Annotated in this window: 17 protein-coding genes, 1 pseudogene and 1 CRISPR repeat array; of the genes and pseudogenes, 5 read left to right on the top strand and 13 right to left on the bottom strand. The window is 32.3% G+C overall.

Annotation, left to right across the window (positions count from 1 at the left end):
• Positions 1-777: 777 nt before the first annotated feature.
• Genes EBF09_RS03180 through bamE form a run of 3 tightly spaced genes read right to left on the bottom strand, consistent with a single transcriptional unit; the run spans position 778 to position 2,153 of the window.
• Positions 778-1,218, bottom strand: a complete 441-nt coding sequence (locus tag EBF09_RS03180; RefSeq protein WP_121763694.1) for a hypothetical protein — start codon at positions 1,216-1,218, stop codon at positions 778-780.
• Positions 1,215-1,742, bottom strand: coding sequence for a hypothetical protein (locus EBF09_RS03175; protein ID WP_121763693.1), 528 nt, complete (start codon positions 1,740-1,742; stop codon positions 1,215-1,217). Before EBF09_RS03175 ends, EBF09_RS03180 begins: the two co-directional genes overlap by 4 nt.
• A gap of 9 nt (positions 1,743-1,751) precedes the next feature.
• Positions 1,752-2,153: an outer membrane protein assembly factor BamE domain-containing protein gene (gene bamE, locus EBF09_RS03170; RefSeq protein WP_121763692.1), complete on the bottom strand. Its 402-nt coding sequence runs from the start codon at positions 2,151-2,153 to the stop codon at positions 1,752-1,754.
• A gap of 247 nt (positions 2,154-2,400) precedes the next feature.
• Between bamE and EBF09_RS03165 the strand changes: the two genes are divergently transcribed.
• The 4 genes from EBF09_RS03165 to uvrA are packed head-to-tail and all read left to right on the top strand — an operon-like array spanning position 2,401 to position 8,197.
• Positions 2,401-3,276, top strand: a complete 876-nt coding sequence (locus EBF09_RS03165) for a DMT family transporter (RefSeq protein ID WP_121763691.1) — start codon at positions 2,401-2,403, stop codon at positions 3,274-3,276.
• Between the two features lie 39 nt (positions 3,277-3,315).
• On the top strand, positions 3,316-4,581 hold the full coding sequence (gene trpB, locus EBF09_RS03160) for a tryptophan synthase subunit beta (RefSeq protein ID WP_121763690.1): 1,266 nt from the start codon (positions 3,316-3,318) through the stop codon (positions 4,579-4,581).
• Complete coding sequence (gene trpA / locus EBF09_RS03155; protein ID WP_121763689.1) at positions 4,566-5,327, top strand: tryptophan synthase subunit alpha; 762 nt, start codon at positions 4,566-4,568, stop codon at positions 5,325-5,327. The genes trpB and trpA overlap by 16 nt, the downstream gene beginning before the upstream one ends.
• Positions 5,328-5,377: 50 nt before the next feature.
• Positions 5,378-8,197 (top strand): excinuclease ABC subunit UvrA, encoded by a 2,820-nt coding sequence (gene uvrA / locus EBF09_RS03150; RefSeq protein WP_198672521.1) that lies wholly within the window; start codon positions 5,378-5,380, stop codon positions 8,195-8,197.
• 376 nt (positions 8,198-8,573) lie between these two features.
• Here uvrA and EBF09_RS03145 read toward each other — a convergent pair whose 3' ends face one another.
• The 5 genes and pseudogenes from EBF09_RS03145 to EBF09_RS09440 all read right to left on the bottom strand — a co-directional run bounded on the left by EBF09_RS03145 (position 8,574) and on the right by EBF09_RS09440 (position 9,966).
• Entirely contained in the window at positions 8,574-8,969 is a 396-nt protein-coding gene (locus EBF09_RS03145) for a type II toxin-antitoxin system death-on-curing family toxin (RefSeq protein WP_121763687.1), read from the bottom strand.
• A complete protein-coding gene (locus EBF09_RS09170) occupies positions 8,966-9,115 on the bottom strand; it encodes a hypothetical protein (protein ID WP_198672520.1) in 150 nt (49 codons plus the stop codon). Before EBF09_RS09170 ends, EBF09_RS03145 begins: the two co-directional genes overlap by 4 nt.
• Before the next feature lie 30 nt (positions 9,116-9,145).
• Positions 9,146-9,280 (bottom strand): annotated as a pseudogene (locus tag EBF09_RS03140) (virulence factor); the annotation flags it as partial.
• Between the two features lie 345 nt (positions 9,281-9,625).
• A complete protein-coding gene (locus EBF09_RS03135) occupies positions 9,626-9,766 on the bottom strand; it encodes a hypothetical protein (protein WP_198672519.1) in 141 nt (46 codons plus the stop codon).
• A 68-nt stretch (positions 9,767-9,834) separates the two neighbouring features.
• Entirely contained in the window at positions 9,835-9,966 is a 132-nt protein-coding gene (locus tag EBF09_RS09440; protein WP_269801077.1) for a hypothetical protein, read from the bottom strand.
• A 243-nt stretch (positions 9,967-10,209) separates the two neighbouring features.
• Between EBF09_RS09440 and EBF09_RS09565 the strand changes: the two genes are divergently transcribed.
• Complete coding sequence (locus EBF09_RS09565; protein WP_415578391.1) at positions 10,210-10,386, top strand: hypothetical protein; 177 nt, start codon at positions 10,210-10,212, stop codon at positions 10,384-10,386.
• Between the two features lie 395 nt (positions 10,387-10,781).
• Here the strand turns inward: EBF09_RS09565 and cas2 are convergent, their stop codons facing one another.
• The 5 genes from cas2 to fusA form a co-directional block, all read right to left on the bottom strand.
• On the bottom strand, positions 10,782-11,222 hold the full coding sequence (gene cas2 / locus EBF09_RS03125; protein WP_111229147.1) for a CRISPR-associated endonuclease Cas2: 441 nt from the start codon (positions 11,220-11,222) through the stop codon (positions 10,782-10,784).
• The gene (cas1, locus tag EBF09_RS03120) at positions 11,215-12,123 is read right to left on the bottom strand and encodes a type II CRISPR-associated endonuclease Cas1 (protein ID WP_121763685.1); all 909 of its coding nucleotides are present in this window, start codon (positions 12,121-12,123) and stop codon (positions 11,215-11,217) included. The genes cas2 and cas1 overlap by 8 nt, the downstream gene beginning before the upstream one ends.
• A 1-nt stretch (position 12,124) precedes the next feature.
• Positions 12,125-15,109, bottom strand: a complete 2,985-nt coding sequence (gene cas9, locus EBF09_RS03115; protein WP_121763684.1) for a type II CRISPR RNA-guided endonuclease Cas9 — start codon at positions 15,107-15,109, stop codon at positions 12,125-12,127.
• Between the two features lie 179 nt (positions 15,110-15,288).
• Positions 15,289-15,656: direct repeats of the CRISPR family, unit length 37 nt; unit sequence AGTTTTAGTCCCTTGTTAAATTACTTTATGCTACAAT.
• A gap of 331 nt (positions 15,657-15,987) precedes the next feature.
• Positions 15,988-16,644, bottom strand: coding sequence for a hypothetical protein (locus tag EBF09_RS03110; RefSeq protein WP_121763683.1), 657 nt, complete (start codon positions 16,642-16,644; stop codon positions 15,988-15,990).
• 123 nt (positions 16,645-16,767) lie between these two features.
• Positions 16,768-18,849, bottom strand: a complete 2,082-nt coding sequence (gene fusA, locus EBF09_RS03105; RefSeq protein ID WP_121763682.1) for an elongation factor G — start codon at positions 18,847-18,849, stop codon at positions 16,768-16,770.
• Positions 18,850-18,877: the final 28 nt, after the last annotated feature.

Genomic DNA, 18,877 nt, shown 5'->3' with positions numbered 1-18,877 from the left:
AGTGTAGCGCAAAAAAGGAAATGGAATTATAGCTTTAAAAGCTTAAAGAGAGATTAAAAAATAAGGGGTTGGAGAAAATTGGAAGAAATTGATGGGAAATTTAATGGGGAGAGGTTTAGGGAGAAAGGGGGGATTGGAGAGTTAGAGATTATAGAGAGTGAGGGGAGGAATAATAAAAAATATATGGGATAAATAAGAGAGAAACTATTAGGAACATATCATTAGTTTAAGATAAAGCATAGAAAAGGGAGAGATGGGGGAGATTTAAAAGAGAGAGGTTTTTAAGGGTTGGTGAAAAAGAGGAGGAATATGAAAGAGATTTATAGGGAGGAATAAAAAGATAAGAAAGAGAATGGGAGAGAAATTTATAGGGGAAAGATTTAGAGGTTGGAGGGATATAGGAGATATAGAAAGAAATAAGAGAAAAACTATTAGGAGCATAGAAAAAACCATAAGATAAAACATAGAAAGAAAAGATTGAAGAAAAAATGAAAAGATAGGGGGAGATTGGAGGGAAAGAGAAAGGGAAAAAGATTATAGAGAGGGAGAGAAGTTATAGAGAGAAATGGGGGGGGATAAGGGGAAAAGAAGAAAGAAATTGTGGAATTTTAGAGATGACTAATAAGATTAAAATAAGCAGATGGTAGTTCAATATAAAAATATTGATTTAAAGTGATTTAGCAGTTTTGCTTATCTTAAGGATTTACAACTTTACTTTAAAATCGCAAATCCCCTGAAATTCTTAAAAGATTCAAACAAGTCTCATCTTATATAACCTCAATAAACCTGCTCATTTTCAAAAAATACTGCCTTATCTAAAACATTAAAAAATGCTTGATATACTTCTGGATCTTCCACAGCACTTGGCATTGAAGATGCTGAAGAATATTGGGCATTAGCCCTAATTGTTGCTCTATTTTTACCCTCCTCTCTAATTACAAGCGTCATTTTCATTTTAGCACCTTTTAATAGCTTTGTTGCAGTAACTGTGCCTGTAGCCATATCTGCTTTATCTACAATAAAGCCTAAATCTTGCAATGCAGCAACAGAAGATTTTGCAACTTTTTGCTTAGAGTATTCATAGGTTTTTGTCTGAAAAGACCTTAACTTTACTTGCTGTGTATCCTCTATAATCATTTGTTTTGAGCTTGGCGAACAAGCACTCAAAAACAACAATGCACCACCCAAAACAAATCCGATCTTTAATGCTTTTTTCATATTTTATTTGCCTCCAAAAATACTGCTTTTGATAATTTGTTATAAAATTCCTGATAAATTTCAGGATCTTTTATTGTTTCAACTTTAGTAGTATAACCTTGCATATTCCATACCACTCTTTGCAAAGTCAATCTTACATATACTTTTTTATTTGTTTCACTTTGATTAACAACAATAGTTGCCCTAATATCTTGAGTATAATCCACTATACTATAAAGATTACTCCCAAATAAGGCTGCTATAACAGCTCCTATTTGCTGTCCTGTTTCTCTAGCATCACGAGATTTAGAACTCGTAATAACTCCAAATTCTCTATTAATCTCATCAACATTAAAACCCAAATCCTGCATAGTTGCCACACTAGCAGAAAGTATCTCATCAAACTTATCTGTATCATAAGATCTTATTTGCAATTGTCTCTCTTCTGCAGTAGATGTTGTCATCTCAAGCATTTGCTTAGAGCTTGGCCCACACGCTACAAAGAAAAAGGCAACCATACACATTAAAAAAATATTTCTTCTCATAGGATTATCCTAAAAACTAGAAGTATGGTAAGCCACATCTCTCACTTTTTGCGACTCATCAAACTTAATAATAATCGTCAATGTTCTTTGGGATTTTATAGAACTTCCTGAATTTCCCTCAATCCCTGCTAAAATAATGCTAATACCACCTGAACCATTTTTATAAGCTTGTTGTGTGGAGATTTTATCATATACCCACACTTCTCTTCTTTGTGCATCTGTAGAGATAATATTTGGAGAACCCATAACCTCTACAACTTCTGCTGAACTCATTCCTACTTTAATATCTTTTTGTGCTTTTGCTACGCTTATCTTTTCATCTACTTGAGGTTGATATAACCCTGTGCAACCAGAAAACAACATCACAATAGAAAACGCTCCAAAGCCTAGCAATGATTTTTTAAATTTCATTTTTACTCCTTGCTTTTAAAAATAATACTTATCTTACAAAAAAAAAAAATCAAGCCATACCTTAAAAAAATATTATTTATTATTTATATTTTATTATAAAAAGGCATATTCAATAAAAATCCACTTTGTTTTTAATGCAAACACACTTTCATTCATGCAACTTAATAAAAACAACATATAAGAATTACTAAACTTTAACCAACAAATCTCTAAAATACCAAAACTATAATCAAAATTTAGGAACAAAATGCGACTAAATACAGAACAAATAGGAGTTTTATGGATTTCTAGTGCAAGTATTGCATATGGTATTATGCCTATATGGACGGTTCTTGCACAAAAAAATGGCTTTGGGAGTGATTTTATCCTCTTTTTTAGATTTTTCTTTAGTGCTTTATTGCTTTTAGCTTGGATAAGATTCAAAAAAATCCCCCTAAAACTCCCCAAAATAAAGCTTTGGCATTTTTTCTTTCTAGGAGGCTTTTTATATACAGCACAAGCGGGGGCATATTTAGAATCTTTGCGCTTTATCCCTGCGACTTTAAGCGTTTTAATCTACCACATTTATCCCATTATCGTCGCACTCATCGCTATCTTTTTTCTAAAAGATAGGCTAAAATTCTCAACCCTTCTTTGCTTAGTCCTCTGCTTTTTAGGCTTAGTTTTAATCTTGCAAATCCCGCAAAATCTAACCCTAAGCTATTTTGGTATAGCACTTTCTTTAATCGGTGCACTCTTTTATGCACTTTATGTAATTTTTAGCAAAAACATTACTTTTGGAATCTCATCTGTGGTTTGTAGCTTTTATATCTGCCTTTTTGCTTCTTTTGTGATGTTTATAATCTTTACTTTCAAAGGTGGCATAGAACCTGCTTCTATCAACTCTTTAGGAATTCTTTCTTTGCTTGGATTAACCTTTATTTCCACTCTTTTTTCTATGATGGCATATTTTTTAGGCATATCAAAGCTAGGAGTTACCAAAACCGCAATTTTAGGTATGATAGAGCCTCTTGTAGCTGTTTTGCTTTCACTCATCATTTTAAAAGAAAGCTTAAATTTATGGCAATGGAGCGGTGCTTTTTTAATCATTTTTGGAACACTCATATTATTTATTAAAAAGTAAAGATGTGCTAAGATAGATTTTTTTAAGGAGCTAAAAGCTATGAAACATAAAATTTTTATCCATTCTAAAAAAGGATTTTTTGGAGAAGATTCAAAAACTTCTCACGCATTTGGTGGAAGATATGTGCCTGAAATCCTCTACCCTGCACTAAAAGAGCTAGAAATTGCTTATAAAACAATTATGCAAAAGAAAAGTTTTGCTAAAGAATATAGAGAGCTTTTAAGCAAGTTTGTGGGGCGTCCAACGCCTCTAATTTATGCCAAAAATGCCTCTAAAATCTTAAAAAATGAAATTTATTTAAAATTTGAAGGCTTGGCAAACACTGGCGCACACAAAATCAACAACGCCATAGGACAAGTTTTACTTGCTAAAAAAATGGGCAAAACTAGAATCATCGCAGAAACGGGTGCTGGGCAACATGGACTAGCAGTCAGTGCAGCTTGTGCAAAGCTTGGAATGGAATGTGTGATTTTTATGGGCGAAGTAGATGTCAAAAGACAATTTCCAAATGTATTTAATATGCAACTCTTTGGCGCAAAAGTCGTGAGCGTCCAAAGTGGCTCAAAAACTTTAAAAGATGCAGTAAATGAAGCCTTGCGAGAATGGAGCAAAGAAAGCCATAATACTTTTTATGTATTAGGAAGTGCTTTAGGCCCCTATCCTTTTCCTGATATTGTGAGGGATTTTCAAAGCATTATCAGCAAAGAGCTAAAAACTCAATGCAAAAAGCTAAAAATTTCGCCTGATATTTTGATAGCTTGTGTGGGGGGCGGCAGTAACTCCATAGGATTTTTTAGGCACTTTCTATTAGATTCTAAGGTAAAATTACTAGCTATTGAAGCGGGGGGCAAAGGCAAAAACATAGGAGAAAATGCTATAAGAATGCAAAATAATAATGCAAAAGTAGGCATAGCACAGGGCTATAAAAGCTACTTTTTAAGCGATGAATATGGCAATCTCTCCCATACGCATTCTATTTCTGCTGGATTAGATTATGCAGGGATTGGACCTCAACTTGCACATTTACAAGAAATAGGTAGAGTGGAATTTAGCTCTGCAAGCGATGAAGAAGCACTAGAGGCTTTGAAGTTTTTTGCTAAGAATGAAGGTATTATCCCTGCTTTAGAATCAAGCCATGCTTTAGCAGGAGCTATTAAACTCTCTAAAACAACAAAAAATAAAACAATTATTGTAAATGTTTCTGGGAGAGGTGATAAGGACATTTTTATCACAGCAAAATATTTACAAAAAGAAAATTGGATAGCATTTTTAGAAGAAGAGGCAAAAACATGCAAAGAAATGTAATAGATTTAATGGGGCATATTGTAGCAGGTTTCCCAAATTATGAAGCAAGTTTGCAAAGTGCATTAGGAATCGCTCTTGGTGGTGCAAAATATTTAGAAGTGCAATTTCCCTTTTCAGATCCTAACGCAGATGGAGAAGCAATAGCGAATGCTTGTGAAGTTTCTCTAAGCAATGGATTTAACACAAAAAAGGGATTTAGCTTTATAAAAGAGTTAAATTCTCTTTTTAAAGAGCATAATTGCACTACAAAAATTCTCATAATGACTTATGCAAATATCCTTTACACCTATGGGATAAAAGAGTTTTTAAAAGAGGCTAAAAGTTGTGAGGTTTGGGGCATTATCGCACCAGATTTATCACTAGAAAATGATGAAAACCTTTTTTCTTTAGCTAAAAACATAGGCATAGAGCCAATAGCACTTATTGCTAAAACCACACCCACAAAACGTATAGAAAAGCTCTGCAAACGAAGTGGAGAGATTATCTATGTGGTTGCAAGAAATGGCATTACAGGTGCTAAAACAAAAATTGATGAAGATTTGTTTGCATACATTGATCTTGTGAAAAAGCATACAAACAAGCCCATCGCACTAGGTTTTGGGATACAAAATAGAGATCAAATTAACTCTCTAAAAGGCTTGGTGCAAATAGCGGTAGTAGGAAGTGCATTTACTAGGCACATACAAAGCTTGCATTCAAATTTCAAAGAAGAGCTTTGTAGTTTCACTAAAGAGCTTTTAAGCTAATAAGCATTCATTTGTTATAATTATAAAATTTTTTACAAAAAGGTAAGATTGTGAATCCATCTCCACTTGATCATATCATCATCACAAACGCAAAAGAAAACAATTTAAAAAACATAAATTTAAGCATACCTAAAAATAAGCTAGTCGTGCTAACAGGGCTTAGCGGAAGCGGTAAAAGCACCTTAGCATTTGATACACTCTATGCAGAAGGACAAAGACGCTATATAGAAAGCCTCTCAAGCTATGCAAGGCAGTTTTTAGACAAAATAGGAAAGCCTGATGTAGATAAAATAGAGGGGCTAACCCCTGCTATTGCAATTGATCAAAAAACTACAAGCAAAAACCCTCGCTCCACGGTTGGAACAATCACAGAAATTTATGATTATTTACGCCTTTTATTCGCTAGAGTTGGCACACAACATTGCCATCTATGCGGTAAGCCTATTTCTAAAATGAATGCAAGCGATATTATAGAGCAAGTCCAAAAATTAGAAGAAGGCAAAAAGATTCTTATTTTAGCTCCACTTGTAAAAGAAAAAAAGGGGACTTTTAGTGATAAGCTAGAATCTTTGCGCCAAAAGGGTTATATAAGAGCACAGATTAATGGGGTTTTGGTGCGACTTGATGAAGAAATCAATCTAGCCAAAACCAAAAAACACACCATTAAGGTTGTGATTGATAGACTTGTGGTTAATCCACAAAATAGCTCAAGAATCGCAGAAGCCATAGAAAAAGCCCTAAAAGAATCTTATGGTGAAGTGGAAGTTGAGCTTTTAAATGAAGAAGGGAAAAACGAACTTATCCATTTTAGCGAACATCTTGCTTGTTTTGATTGTAAGGTTTCTTTTAGCCCACTAGAACCTCTTAGCTTCTCTTTTAACTCTCCTAAAGGAGCTTGTTCTAAGTGTGATGGACTAGGCATAAGATATAGCATTGATACTAAAAAGGTGATTAATTCTTCTCTTCCTTTAGTGGAGGGTGGGATTAAAATCTTTTATGGATTTAATAAAAGCTATTATAATGAGCTTTTTAAAGGAGTTTGCAAAACCTTTAAAATCAATCCAAAAAGCACTTTTGATGAGTTAGAAGAGCATGAGCAAAAGCTTCTTTTATATGGAAATCAAGAAGAAGTGGAATTCACTTGGAAAAATAGCCCTCTAAAACGCACTTGGAGTGGGATTATTTCAATAGCTTATGATATGTTTAAAGATAACAAAGATTTAGCAGATTATATGAGCGAAAAAGTATGTGAAGAATGCAAAGGGCATAGGCTATTGCCCCAAAGTCTAGCCGTTAGAGTAGCTTCTAAAACTTTGGGTGATATTTTAGATTTTTCTATTGCAGATTGTTATGGCTTTTTTGCAAATGAACAAAATTTTGCCTATTTTAACGCACAACAAGCACTCATTGCCGCCCCTATTTTAAAAGAAATTTGTGAAAGACTTTATTTTCTTTATGATGTGGGATTAGGCTATCTGAGCCTTGGACGCGATGCAAGAAGCATTAGCGGTGGGGAATCTCAACGCATAAGAATCGCTAGTCAAATAGGCAGTGGCTTAACAGGCGTTATGTATGTGCTAGATGAACCAAGCATAGGATTGCATGAACGCGATACACTAAAACTTATTAAAACCCTAAGAAGTTTGCAACAAAAGGGTAATAGCGTGATTGTCGTAGAGCATGATAAAGAAACCATAGAACATGCAGATTTTATCGTAGATATAGGACCGGGTGCGGGCAAATATGGAGGCGAAGTTGTCTTTAGCGGGAATCTCACACAACTTCTAGCTTCCAACACCCAAACTGCACAATATCTAAGTGGCGCGAAGAAAATTGAATATTTTATTAGAAGAAACCAGCAAGAATGGATTACACTAAAAAATATCAATATCAATAATATCCACAACCTAAGCGTAGAGATTCCTTTGCAAAACTTTGTGTGTGTTACAGGGGTTAGTGGAAGCGGCAAAAGCTCTCTTATTTTACAAACTCTTTTGCCAGTGGCTCAAGAGCTTTTAAACAATCGCAAAAAAGTTAAAAAGGTTGATGGTGTGGAGATTTTAGGTTTAGAAAAATTAGATAAAGTGATTTATCTTGATCAAAGCCCCATAGGTAGAACCCCACGCTCAAACCCAGCAACTTATACAGGTGCGATGGATGAGATAAGGCAAGTTTTCTCTCAAACAAAAGAAGCACAGATTAGAAACTACTCTGTAAGCCGTTTTAGCTTCAATGTCAAAGGCGGAAGATGTGAAAAATGTCAAGGCGATGGAGAGATTAAAATAGAAATGCACTTCTTGCCCGATATTTTAGTAAAATGCGATTCATGCCATGGAATGCGTTATAACCCTCAAACGCTAGAAATAGAATATAAAGGCAAAAATATTGCACAAGTTTTAGAAATGAGTGTGGATGAGGCTTGTGAATTTTTCTCTAAAATCCCTAAAATTTATCAAAAATTACACACATTAAAAGATGTGGGCTTAGGCTATATCACACTAGGGCAAAATGCTATCACCCTAAGTGGCGGGGAAGCCCAAAGGATAAAACTTGCAAAAGAACTTAGTCGCAAAGATACTGGAAAAACCCTCTATGTGCTAGATGAACCCACAACAGGCTTACACTTTGCGGATGTGGATAGGCTCACAAAAGTCTTACACCATTTAACCGATTTAGGCAATAGCGTGATTGTGATAGAACACAACCTTGATATGATAAAAAATGCAGACTATATCATAGATGTAGGACCAGAGGGAGGAAGCAAGGGAGGCAGTATCGTAGATAGCGGAACTCCAGAGCATATTGTAAAACGCCATAAAAAGACGGGTAGCTATACAGGAAAATTCCTAGAAAAGGAGTTGCAGAGGTAATACTTTAATTTCTTTTAGTATCTGTATAGTTTTATTTATGAAAATAAATTTTATAAATATTTTTAAAAGGAATATTTAAAAGAGTAACAATGAGTGCAAAGATTATTAGATAGAAGATTTTTAAGGCAAAAGAAAAGATCCTAACCTGCTTTGCCTTTTAAAGATAAATTTTGTGTATTCTTGGTAGAATACTGCTTTAAGTCTAAGTTAAGCAGGTATTAACTAGAAACTTATTGTTTGTTTAAAGGTGATGTTCTAGTTTTTCTTTGAAACTAGAACAAGAAGTATCAACGACATTATAAAAACAATGATTAATTCTATATTAGCTCCTTTTACATCTTCAAAAGACAATAAAAGCAAGCCTAAAGCGTTGATGTTATAGCATATTTTGATTTCTATTTATTTTAACAAATTTTTTCAAAATCTTATTTAATTCTTCTTTTGAAACAGAACCATCAGCAACACCCACAACAACATCCTCCATAGTTTCAGCAAACTTCTCATTATATTTATTATCTAAGTCTAAAAAATGCATTCCCAAAAATATGGAAGTGCGTTTATTGCCATCTAAAAATGGATGAAACTTTATACAAGAAAACATTAAATGAGCAATTTTATCAGTAATTGCGGGATAATATTCATCATTCTTTATTTGCTCTAAAACACTTGCTAAATAACCTATTTGTGTTTCATTATACCCACCCAATCCGCCTATTTCTTCAATAATATCATTATGAATTTCAATGGCAGTTTCTAAATCTATGTAGTTCATTTGTCCCTTAGTCTTTCAAAAACTGCTCTTATCTCTGGTTTTTTTAGCTCTTTTTTCATCTTTTCTCTGGTTTTTTTAATGGCTTCTTTCTCTGACAAATACTCTTCACTGTTCTTTTTTGTAATATTTTGTTTTGCTTTTTTCATTTCACTTCCTTTATTTTTAAAATTTTGACTTCACAAAACAGCCTTAACAGCAGACATCAAATCATTGTTTTCTTTAATCTTAAGCATTCTTACACCTTTAACATAAATAGAGAAGTAAGGCAAGGTTTTTACTAGTGCTTGTATGGTTGTAACACAAGTAACAGCATACATTGATTAATTTCCTTCTAGGGAACATTTTATCCCCTACTTATTTTTCGGATGATTATACCAAAAATTTGTTCTTGGTTAAAATTTTCTAGCTTGTAAATTTTAGCACAAAATTTCAAGCCCACAACAAGAATGTAAGCTAAGCCACGCTTGAATGATTTGCGAGTTGTGGGAATTGGCTAAGGAATTTTAGCTATAATTTTAAAAAGACAAAAGGAGTTAATAGAGTTGATTATTCTAAATATAAAAATGCAACACAAAAGCAATTAGTTTATGCACTTTCGTTATATGGCAATAATCATTTGAAACTTTGTTTTTAAAAAACAAACAAATGATGGGGCATCAATTTCCAAGTATGCTTTCAACATTCACTTCAGCTCCTAATAGACTTCTTTCTTCCTCTAAAACTTTTACAATCTCTCTAATCTCTTCAACCCTTAAACTTTGTTTGTATTTATCCTTTCTTTTAGGGGGGCGTGGCAAAGATTGTTTTTGCTTAGGGTAAAAGTATAAATTTCTAAAATACAAAGATGCAAAGAAGCTCTTAAAGTCTAAGAGCTTTTAGTTTTGTTACTTAAAATTTCATCTAGGTTTTTTGGCTCTTGTTGTTTGGGTTTAAAAAGTTTTTTAAAAAGCTTGCGAATAAGCCTTGAAATAAAAAATAAAATTTCGCAACTTATCATAAATAAACCTTGAATAAGCTGTAATAAACCAATTAAATAACCTATGAGAATAAGGATTGAAGTTGCTAAAAATACTGCGAGAATATTGGCAAAAAAGAGATTTCATTATTATAGCCCACATAAAAAATGCCAATATAACAGGCAACCATAAAGCCGTATGAATAGAGATAGTCTCTTTTTGTTAAGGGGAATTTTTCACTCATGCAAAAATTTTAAAACACAAACACTTAAAAAAGGTTAAAAATGGAAAATGCAGGAAGTCTTGGGATTGGTGTTGTTTTAGGATTAGCAAACAATCAAAGAAATAAGAATTATAAAAACACAACCACAAAAAGTTTTTATTTTCTTATTAAATTACTTTATGCTACAATCTCGCCAGCAGTAGAGTCTATACAAATTATAGTTTTAGTCCCTTGTTAAATTACTTTATGCTACAATATTTGCTTTAAATGTAATCTCTTGCGTATGGGTTTTAGTCCCTTGTTAAATTACTTTATGCTACAATTTTGCCTATTTTAAGGACACACCCTAATAAGTTTTAGTCCCTTGTTAAATTACTTTATGCTACAATGTAATGAAGCTAGGTGCAGAAGCTTCTAAGGTTTTAGTCCCTTGTTAAATTACTTTATGCTACAATAGATTCTTAAAAAAACAAGTATTTAAGAGGGTTTGTGAGCGTATTTAAGTAAAAAATACCAAAAAATATGCTAATATCTTTTAAAGCAATTCAACAAGGGACTAAAATAAGGAGTTTGCGGGACTCCGCAGGATTACAATTCCCTAAAACCGCAATATAAATCCTTAGAAGACTTTCATTAAAATTCAAATAATTTTGGTTGCTTAAATTTATCTTTTCTGTTTTGTGTTTCTTTTGGTTTATCTTTACCATATTTATCTTGTTTGTATTGATAATCCCCTTTATTATCAATACAAAATAAAGCCAAATTTTTATCCTGATTTATATCCTCATTAAAACTTGTATTACCCAAAAGTAATTGCATATTATCAAATTGCTTTTCTGTAACAATTAATGCTCTAATATTTCCAAAAGGAGGCAATTCTCTTTTTACCGCCTCAATAGAATTTTTAGCAGATTCAATACCTTTTGTAATCCGCATATACACACTAAATTGAAGCATAAAATACCCAAGCTTAATCAGATTCTTCCTAAATTTGTTAGCATATTTTTGTTCTTGTTTTGTTACAGTTGGCATATCAAACATTAAAAGAACGCGCATAAACTTGTCTTCAATCATTAAATTCTACCACTCGTAATTCCTCTTTATTAAATAAAGCATTCTTGAAATTCTGCACATATTGATTAATTGCACGATTAAGTGGATAATCCTTACCATTAATCCTAACTTCCCTTTGCAAATTATTAATAAGGTTTCTTTTGAAATCTTTATTTAATATCACACAAATCTCTTTTGTTTTTTCAAACTCCATTCTTCTTAAAACACTCAAATCAACGATGGGTCTAAAAGGCTCTATTAAATCATCACATAAACTAAAGGCATTATAAACATTATCATGTTTTATACCACTCCAAGGAAGCAAACCACTTATACAAACCGCTCTTATAATGCAAGCTCTAACAATTGCATATCCATAATTAAGAGCAGAATTCTCCAAACACAAACTATCCCTAGAAAAACCTATACCAAATAAGGTTTTAAAATATAAAGCCGCTGCAGTTGCCTCTATATTACTTTTATCATTCAATAAAACTTCTTTAGCAAGCTTTCTTAATTGCTTAGCTTCTCTAATCTTATTAGCATTTTCTAAAACATAAGCTTGATTATTGATTTTGTTTTTAATGATTTTTTGCCATAAAATAGCCTTAGTCTGCTCCCTCACAGCAATTTGCATTTTAGCAATTTTGGCACTTTGAAAATGCCCAAGATAAGGAGAAAATACACCATTTATACAATGTGTTTCATCACAGGTTAAGAGAATGATTTTATTTTTTGCTAAGGCACTCAGCAAATTTGATGTGAGATTTATTTGCATAGATTCTAAAATAATAAAATTGATATCTTTTAAATAAATTTTTGCTTCAAATTCTTCTTGTCTGACTACAAGATGATTAGAATATAGATTAAGCTTTGCTTCATTTGCAATCAAAACACTTTTAAAAGCTTCATCAAATCCCATTTTATTTCTTTTTCATCATTTCACGCGGTGCAAATTGTGCTTTAAATTTTTCTCCTAAAGGACTAACAATATATTTTTCAAAAACCTCTAAATTTTGTATGCCAATCCCTTCTGTCTCTACCTTATCTTTTTCAAGTTTTGTAAATAATTGTTTTTGATTATCACTCAAGTTTTCACTTTGATTATCATGTTTTGCTATCCTTATTGATACTGAACTGACATTAAAACTCACATAATAGACAAATTCAGCCTCTTGCATTCCTTTCTTTTTTAAAAGCAATAAATCATCTTTATACAAAGAAAAACAAAACTCAAAATTTTCGTCCATTTCTAACCAATCTTTAATAATTCCATCTTTTTTACCACTCACAACTGCCCTATTTGGAAGAACCCCTAAAGCAAAATCCATTGTATAAATAGGCACTCCATAAAATTTATTGCTCTTTTTATGCTTAAAAATATCTACCCTAATCATATCCCCATTGCTTACATATTTATTTTCTCCAATTTTTCTAACTTTGCCATATTCTAATGCCTTTTTAAGCCCCTCTTCTCCCCCATAAAGCTTAAGAAATTTTTCTTTAGCACAAAAAGTTTCTTCATGCAAAGCACCTCTTGTTTTCTTTCTTGGTGGCTTAGAAACAAAAATTGCATTAACTTTAGACAATATTTCATCTCTAAACCCTTTTTCAAAAGGATCAAAAAACTTTTGCTTTATTTTATATTGCTCTTTATCTATTTTGTTTGCCAATATCTTTAATTTTAAAAGTTCTTGTTCTTTTTTAAATTGTGAAAATGCTTGAATCATTGAGCTTGTGCTATAAGCAATAATCACAGCATCAAGCCCATGATGTAAATGCCCCTTTCTATTCTTTGAACCAAATCCCAAAAAATGTCTTAAGGTCGCCGTAAGTGTTCCATTGGTTGCTTGCACATGTATTTTACTGCCTTTATCTCCACTTTGCTTGTTTTCCCCTTCTTGCAGAGGTAAAAACTCCAAATATTCTTTGGTATATTTACTTATAAGAGTGGTTGCATATCTAGTATCATTTAAATTTCTAGCAATAAAATCCTTTTGCACTTTATCTATAAATTTTTCATCTAAAATTTTTTGGCGTTTTTTAAAAGGAAGTATAGAAGAAGCGCTTTTGATATCTTCCCATTTTGCTTTATTACTCCCAAAAGCTTCAAAAGGGGTTTTATTGCCCTTTTCTTGATTCTCTTTAACAAAAACTAAAACTTTATTATTATAAGAATCATCAAAGCTCCTTGAATAAGGATAAATATGATCTATTTCTAAAGCCTTTTCATCTTGCAAATCTTTAAGAGTAATTTTTTTGCCACTATAAGCACAAAATTCTTTTTGCTCTTTCCATAGTTTTAATTTTAATTTATTTTTAGAACTTGATTTTATTTCTAATTTTACGCATTGTTCTTCAGCCCATTTATTAAGTTCAGCATTTTCTTGTTGTTCTTTTTCTATTTTATTTCTTATCTCCTTGCTAACCCCAACTTCCCTAGCAAACTCTATATGAATCTTATGCACCAAACCATATTTTTTTATTAAAGCATTTAATACTTTTCTATATTCCTTAATAACTCGCAAAACTACAGGATTATTAATTTCTTCCGCATAAAGAGTTTCACAAAATGGGGGCAATAATTTATGTTGCATTGTATTTTCTTTTTTCTTTAATCCAAGCTCAAGACATGCTTCATCATATCTTTTTAATTCTTTCATTAGAGGAATAATTAAGTTTAAGGCCTTAAAGCTAAGATTAATATGTTCTTTAAAATCAAGTTGCACTAAAGCTTCAAGTTGAGCTTGAGTTAAAGGATAATTTTGCAATTTTTCTTTCAATTTACTTTCATCTTTAATTAAAGTAATATCTTTAGAAATTTCATCTAAATTTTCCCTTGTTAAAGAATGTTCCCCCAAAGCTTTATTAAATTCACTTAGCTTTTTAAATTCTACAAATTTCTTACTTTCTGCATTTTCTTTATTGTATTTTAAAGATTTAAAAGATGCGCCATCCTCTAATTTAATAATCTGCCTTAATTTGGTGTAAGTAATATTTCCTTTTTTTAAAATATGATTTAATACTTCTAAAAGCACTTCTTTATTAAAAATTATTCCATAATTATTTTTAATAGAATAAAATTCATTAACAATCTTACTTAAAGCAACAAACTCCCAAGCACTATAAGAATTTTTAGGTGCCCTTTTTTCATTTTCAAAAAATGTGCAAACTCCAACACTTTGCGAAAAATCTTTTAAAGGACGCTGAAAAAAGGCTATATTAATAACATTGTCTATAAATTTCTTAGAGAGTTTCATACCAAACTCATTTTGTTTTTTAAAAATAAGCTTCAACTCTTCTTCCAAATCACTTGCTAGAACACAATTTGCATAAGAGTTATTTTTATTGCGAATATTTTGAAAATTATTGCTATTTTCTCTCATTTTTTCAAAAAATTCTTTATAAAAATACTCTCCCACACTTCTATAGTTTTTTAATTTTTCTCCATTATCCTTTAAGGCTTTTAAAATTTTACCTTTTTCGTTTATATTTGTATTTTTAGAGTTTTTAGCAATATAACCTCTATGCTTTGCAATGTGTAAAATTACTCTTGCTAATTCCTCTTTGCTTAAAGCTTCGTTTATTGCCTTATAACGCAATTCGTAGGGACTTATTAATTTTCCTTTAAAGGCTTTGGGTAATACCCCATCTTCTGCAATATAATCTTCATATTTTAACCCAAATTCACTAGACAGAATGTGCTTCATAGCTCTCATTCTTGCACTTCTTCTGCTTAATCTGCGTCTAGTGCTTCTTGCATTGCGCCTTGGTAATGCTAACGATTCTTTATTTTTAGGATTTTCTGCTTGAGTAAAGATTCTAACCCCACAATCTTGTAATTTATTATCCTCTACAAAAGCCCACCCAATAGAACTAACCCCTATATCAAAACCCAAAATCTTCATTTCCTCAATCCTTTTTATATTTAGTTTAATAATTATACATAACTTTTATTGATTATATAAAACAAGGGGTAATTTTCATTCTAAAATGCCATTTTACCTTATAATTTTACTTTTTTACACAAATTAATCTAAATTACTTTATGCTACAATTGAAGAAGCAGGGATAAGAGAATGTAAAAAGTTTTAGTCCCTTGTTAAATTACTTTATGCTACAATTGCAGAAACAATCATAATTACAAGAATAAAGTTTTAGTCCCTTGTTAAATTACTTTATGCTACAATAGAGCTAAATATTTATTATCACACAAATAAGTTTTAGTCCCTTGTTAAATTACTTTATGCTACAATTTCAGTTTATAAAGTAGTTAAATTCCTTGAGTTTTAGTCCCTTGTTAAATTACTTTATGCTACAATGGTATTTACTTCGATTACGACTATCAACCAGTTTTAGTCCCTTGTTAAATTACTTTATGCTACAATAGCGGTGAGGTTTTAGAAAAAGAGAAATTATGTTTTAGTCCCTTGTTAAATTACTTTATGCTACAATAGTCTCTTTAAAAAGCAAGTATTTAAGAGGGTTTATGAGGGTATTTAAGTAAAAAATACCAAAAAATATGCTAATATCTTTTAAAGTAATTTAATAAGGGACTAAAATAAGGAGTTTGCGGGACTCCGTGGGATTACAATTCCCTAAAACCGCCTAATAATTCTAAATAATCATCAAAATTCAAGCAATATCTAAATTTATTATTGTTTAATAGCCTTGTTAGCTTAAAAAGCCACTTTTATTAAAAGTCAAATTTCATATATCAAATATTTAATCACATTAAAAACTTACAAAAAATGTCTTATTAAAATATCTCAATATTTTCAAACTATCAAGCTTTAATATCTAGCCCTCTATTTTGCAATCTTTCTAAAAGCCCTAAAATATCCACCCCTTTTTCTCTTTGTGTTTTTATAAATTGCTCCCAAAAACTTAAATTTATTTCTTCTTTATAAGTTTCACTCTCACTTTTACCCTGTATGGGCTTAAATGGCTTTTTCCTCTCTTTTTGCACTTCATATTGTTCTTTTGCCTCTTGCATTTCCTCTTCTAGCATTTCTTTATTTTTACTTGCTAATTCTTTAGAATAATTATCGTGTTTTTCTTGAAGTTCTAAATAGGCGCTTTTAAACTCTCCTATACTTTTACTGGTGCGATAAATCTCCTCTATCGCTCTTATATTATTCTCCCCATTCATTTCTAACCAAACCATATCTGCTCTATTTTCATCCATCCATTTTTGAAGAGATTTTAGCTCACTCTCCCCTTTCTTTCCTTTTAAAATTTGATCTCTAATAGAACCTTCAAGCATAGGAATATCCCCCACTAACTTTTCAAATAACTTTGAAAATATCCTAAAAACTTCATTAGCATTTATGACATTATTACTTTCTATTTCTTCTTGATTTGAAAGGATATTTGCCCCACTACTTGCTTTATTTGGGGTATCCAAAATATTTGTGGAATTTAGATGAATAGCTCTTATCATGGATTATCCTTATAGTTTCCATAATAAATCGGACAAAATATACAAAGCTTAAGATTATTTATAAATGCAGTTAAAAATAGAAGTTTTTCTATAAAGAGGAGAATCTCCTCTTTATAAGCTTATTTAGCCGTTTCTTTTCTCCATAATCTCTTTTGAGATATTGCCCGGAACTTCACCATAGTGATCAAATTCCATAGTATAAGTTCCCCTACCTTGTGTAGCAGAGCGAAGATCTGTAGAATAACCAAACATTTCTGCAAGTGGAACAAAAGCATTTACGATTTTTAATCCCATTCTATCATCCATTGAATTGATTTGTCCTCTTCTTCTATTTAGATCCCCGATTACATCACCCATATACTCTTCAGGAACTTCAACTTCAACTTTCATCATAGGCTCTAGCAATACAGCTCCTGCTTTTCTACAAGCATCTTTAAATGCCATAGAACCTGCAATTTTAAACGCCATCTCACTTGAATCCACATCATGGTAGCTACCATCAAAAAGTGTAACTTTGAAATCCACAACTGGATAACCTGCTAATACACCATTTTGCATTGCCTCTTGGATACCCTTATCAACTGCTGGAATATACTCTTTAGGAATAACACCCCCAGAGATATTATTAACAAACTCATATCCTTTGCCCGGCTCTTGAGGTTCAATCTTAATAAATACATGTCCATATTGTCCTCTACCACCTGATTGCTTAGCATATTTGCACTCTTGCTCTACACTTTGGCGGATAGTCTCACGGAATGCAACTTGTGGTTGTCCTACTTCTGCTTCTACTTTAAATTCTCTTTTTAATCTATCTACAATAATCTCCAAATGAAGCTCACCCATACCTGAAATAATTGTTTGTCCTGATTCTTCATCCGTATGCACTCTAAAGCTTGGATCTTCTTCAGCTAGTTTTGCTAAAGCAAGTGCCATTTTTTCTTGATCTGCTTTTGTTTTTGGCTCCACTGCGATAGAAATAACTGGATCTGGGAACTCCATTCTCTCTAAAATCACTGGATCTTTTTCAGAACATAGAGTATCCCCTGTTAGCGTATCTTTTAATCCAACAAATGCACAAATCTCCCCTGCATACACTTCTTTAATATCTTCTCTTTTGTTAGAGTGCATTTTAAGAAGTCTTCCCACTCTTTCTTTTTTGCCTTTAGTAGAGTTAAGCACATAGCTTCCAGATTCTAACATACCACGATAAGCACGCACGAAAGTTAGCTGCCCTACAAATGGGTCTGTCATAATCTTAAATGCTAAACCTGCAAACTCACCATCATCCGTAGATTTAACGCTAATTTCTTTTTCCTCATCTTTTGGATCTACACCGCGAATATCAGCAACCTCTGTTGGAGCTGGTAAATATTCTACAACCGCATCAAGCAATGTTTGCACACCTTTATTTTTAAAGCTTGAACCACAAAGCATAGGAATCATTTCCATGGATAAACAACCCTTTTTAATTCCTGCTTTAATCTCTTCTACGCTTAGATCTTCTCCACCAAGATATTTTTCCATAGTTGCTTCATCAAGTTCTGCAACTGCCTCTACAAGCTTCTCTCTATATTCATTAGCCTTTTCTACCAAATCAGCTGGAATCTCTTCAATGTCATATTTTGCACCCATTGATTCATCATTCCATACGATTGCTTTCATAGTGATAAGATCTACCACGCCCTTGAAGCTATCTTCTGCACCAATAGGAATCACCAAAGGCACTGGCTTAGCTTTAAGTCTATTTGCAATTTGAGATTCTACATTATAGAAATTTGCACCAATTCTATCCATTTTATTTACAAAAACGATTCTTGGAACACCATATTTATTTGCTTGTCTCCAAACGGTTTCACTTTGAGGTTGCACACCACCTACAGAACAAAACACAGCAACTGCACCATCTAAAACACGCATAGATCTTTCAACTTCAATAGTAAAATCCACGTGTCCGGGGGTGTCAATTAGATTGATTTGATAATCTTTCCAAAAACAAGTTGTCGCAGCTGAAGTAATTGTGATACCTCTCTCTTTTTCTTGCTCCATCCAGTCCATTGTCGCTGCACCATCATGCACCTCACCAATCTTGTGGCTCACACCTGTATAAAACAAAATTCTTTCAGATGTTGTTGTCTTACCAGCATCAATGTGGGCTGCAATACCAATATTTCTAATTTTATTTAATGGGGTTTTTCTTGCCATTTTTAATCCTTTGGGATAAATATAATTT

This window comes from Helicobacter burdigaliensis (assembly GCF_003670295.1).
Classification (GTDB): Bacteria; Campylobacterota; Campylobacteria; order Campylobacterales; family Helicobacteraceae; genus Helicobacter_D; species Helicobacter_D burdigaliensis.
This window is presented reverse-complemented; position numbering and strand designations above follow the sequence as displayed.

Excerpts from the sequence above, each read along its gene's own strand:
- EBF09_RS09440 (WP_269801077.1), bottom strand. The coding sequence starts at position 9,966 with ATGATAAGTTGCGAAATTTTATTTTTTATTTCAAGGCTTATTCGCAAG.
- bamE (WP_121763692.1), bottom strand. The coding sequence starts at position 2,153 with ATGAAATTTAAAAAATCATTGCTAGGCTTTGGAGCGTTTTCTATTGTG.
- EBF09_RS03145 (WP_121763687.1), bottom strand. The coding sequence starts at position 8,969 with ATGAACTACATAGATTTAGAAACTGCCATTGAAATTCATAATGATATT.
- fusA (WP_121763682.1), bottom strand. The coding sequence starts at position 18,849 with ATGGCAAGAAAAACCCCATTAAATAAAATTAGAAATATTGGTATTGCA.
- EBF09_RS09170 (WP_198672520.1), bottom strand. The coding sequence starts at position 9,115 with ATGAAAAAAGCAAAACAAAATATTACAAAAAAGAACAGTGAAGAGTAT.
- EBF09_RS03175 (WP_121763693.1), bottom strand. The coding sequence starts at position 1,742 with ATGAGAAGAAATATTTTTTTAATGTGTATGGTTGCCTTTTTCTTTGTA.
- EBF09_RS03165 (WP_121763691.1), top strand. The coding sequence starts at position 2,401 with ATGCGACTAAATACAGAACAAATAGGAGTTTTATGGATTTCTAGTGCA.
- cas1 (WP_121763685.1), bottom strand. The coding sequence starts at position 12,123 with ATGGGATTTGATGAAGCTTTTAAAAGTGTTTTGATTGCAAATGAAGCA.
- EBF09_RS03180 (WP_121763694.1), bottom strand. The coding sequence starts at position 1,218 with ATGAAAAAAGCATTAAAGATCGGATTTGTTTTGGGTGGTGCATTGTTG.
- EBF09_RS09565 (WP_415578391.1), top strand. The coding sequence starts at position 10,210 with ATGGAAAATGCAGGAAGTCTTGGGATTGGTGTTGTTTTAGGATTAGCA.
- trpA (WP_121763689.1), top strand. The coding sequence starts at position 4,566 with ATGCAAAGAAATGTAATAGATTTAATGGGGCATATTGTAGCAGGTTTC.
- trpB (WP_121763690.1), top strand. The coding sequence starts at position 3,316 with ATGAAACATAAAATTTTTATCCATTCTAAAAAAGGATTTTTTGGAGAA.
- cas2 (WP_111229147.1), bottom strand. The coding sequence starts at position 11,222 with ATGATTGAAGACAAGTTTATGCGCGTTCTTTTAATGTTTGATATGCCA.
- EBF09_RS03110 (WP_121763683.1), bottom strand. The coding sequence starts at position 16,644 with ATGATAAGAGCTATTCATCTAAATTCCACAAATATTTTGGATACCCCA.
- cas9 (WP_121763684.1), bottom strand. The coding sequence starts at position 15,109 with ATGAAGATTTTGGGTTTTGATATAGGGGTTAGTTCTATTGGGTGGGCT.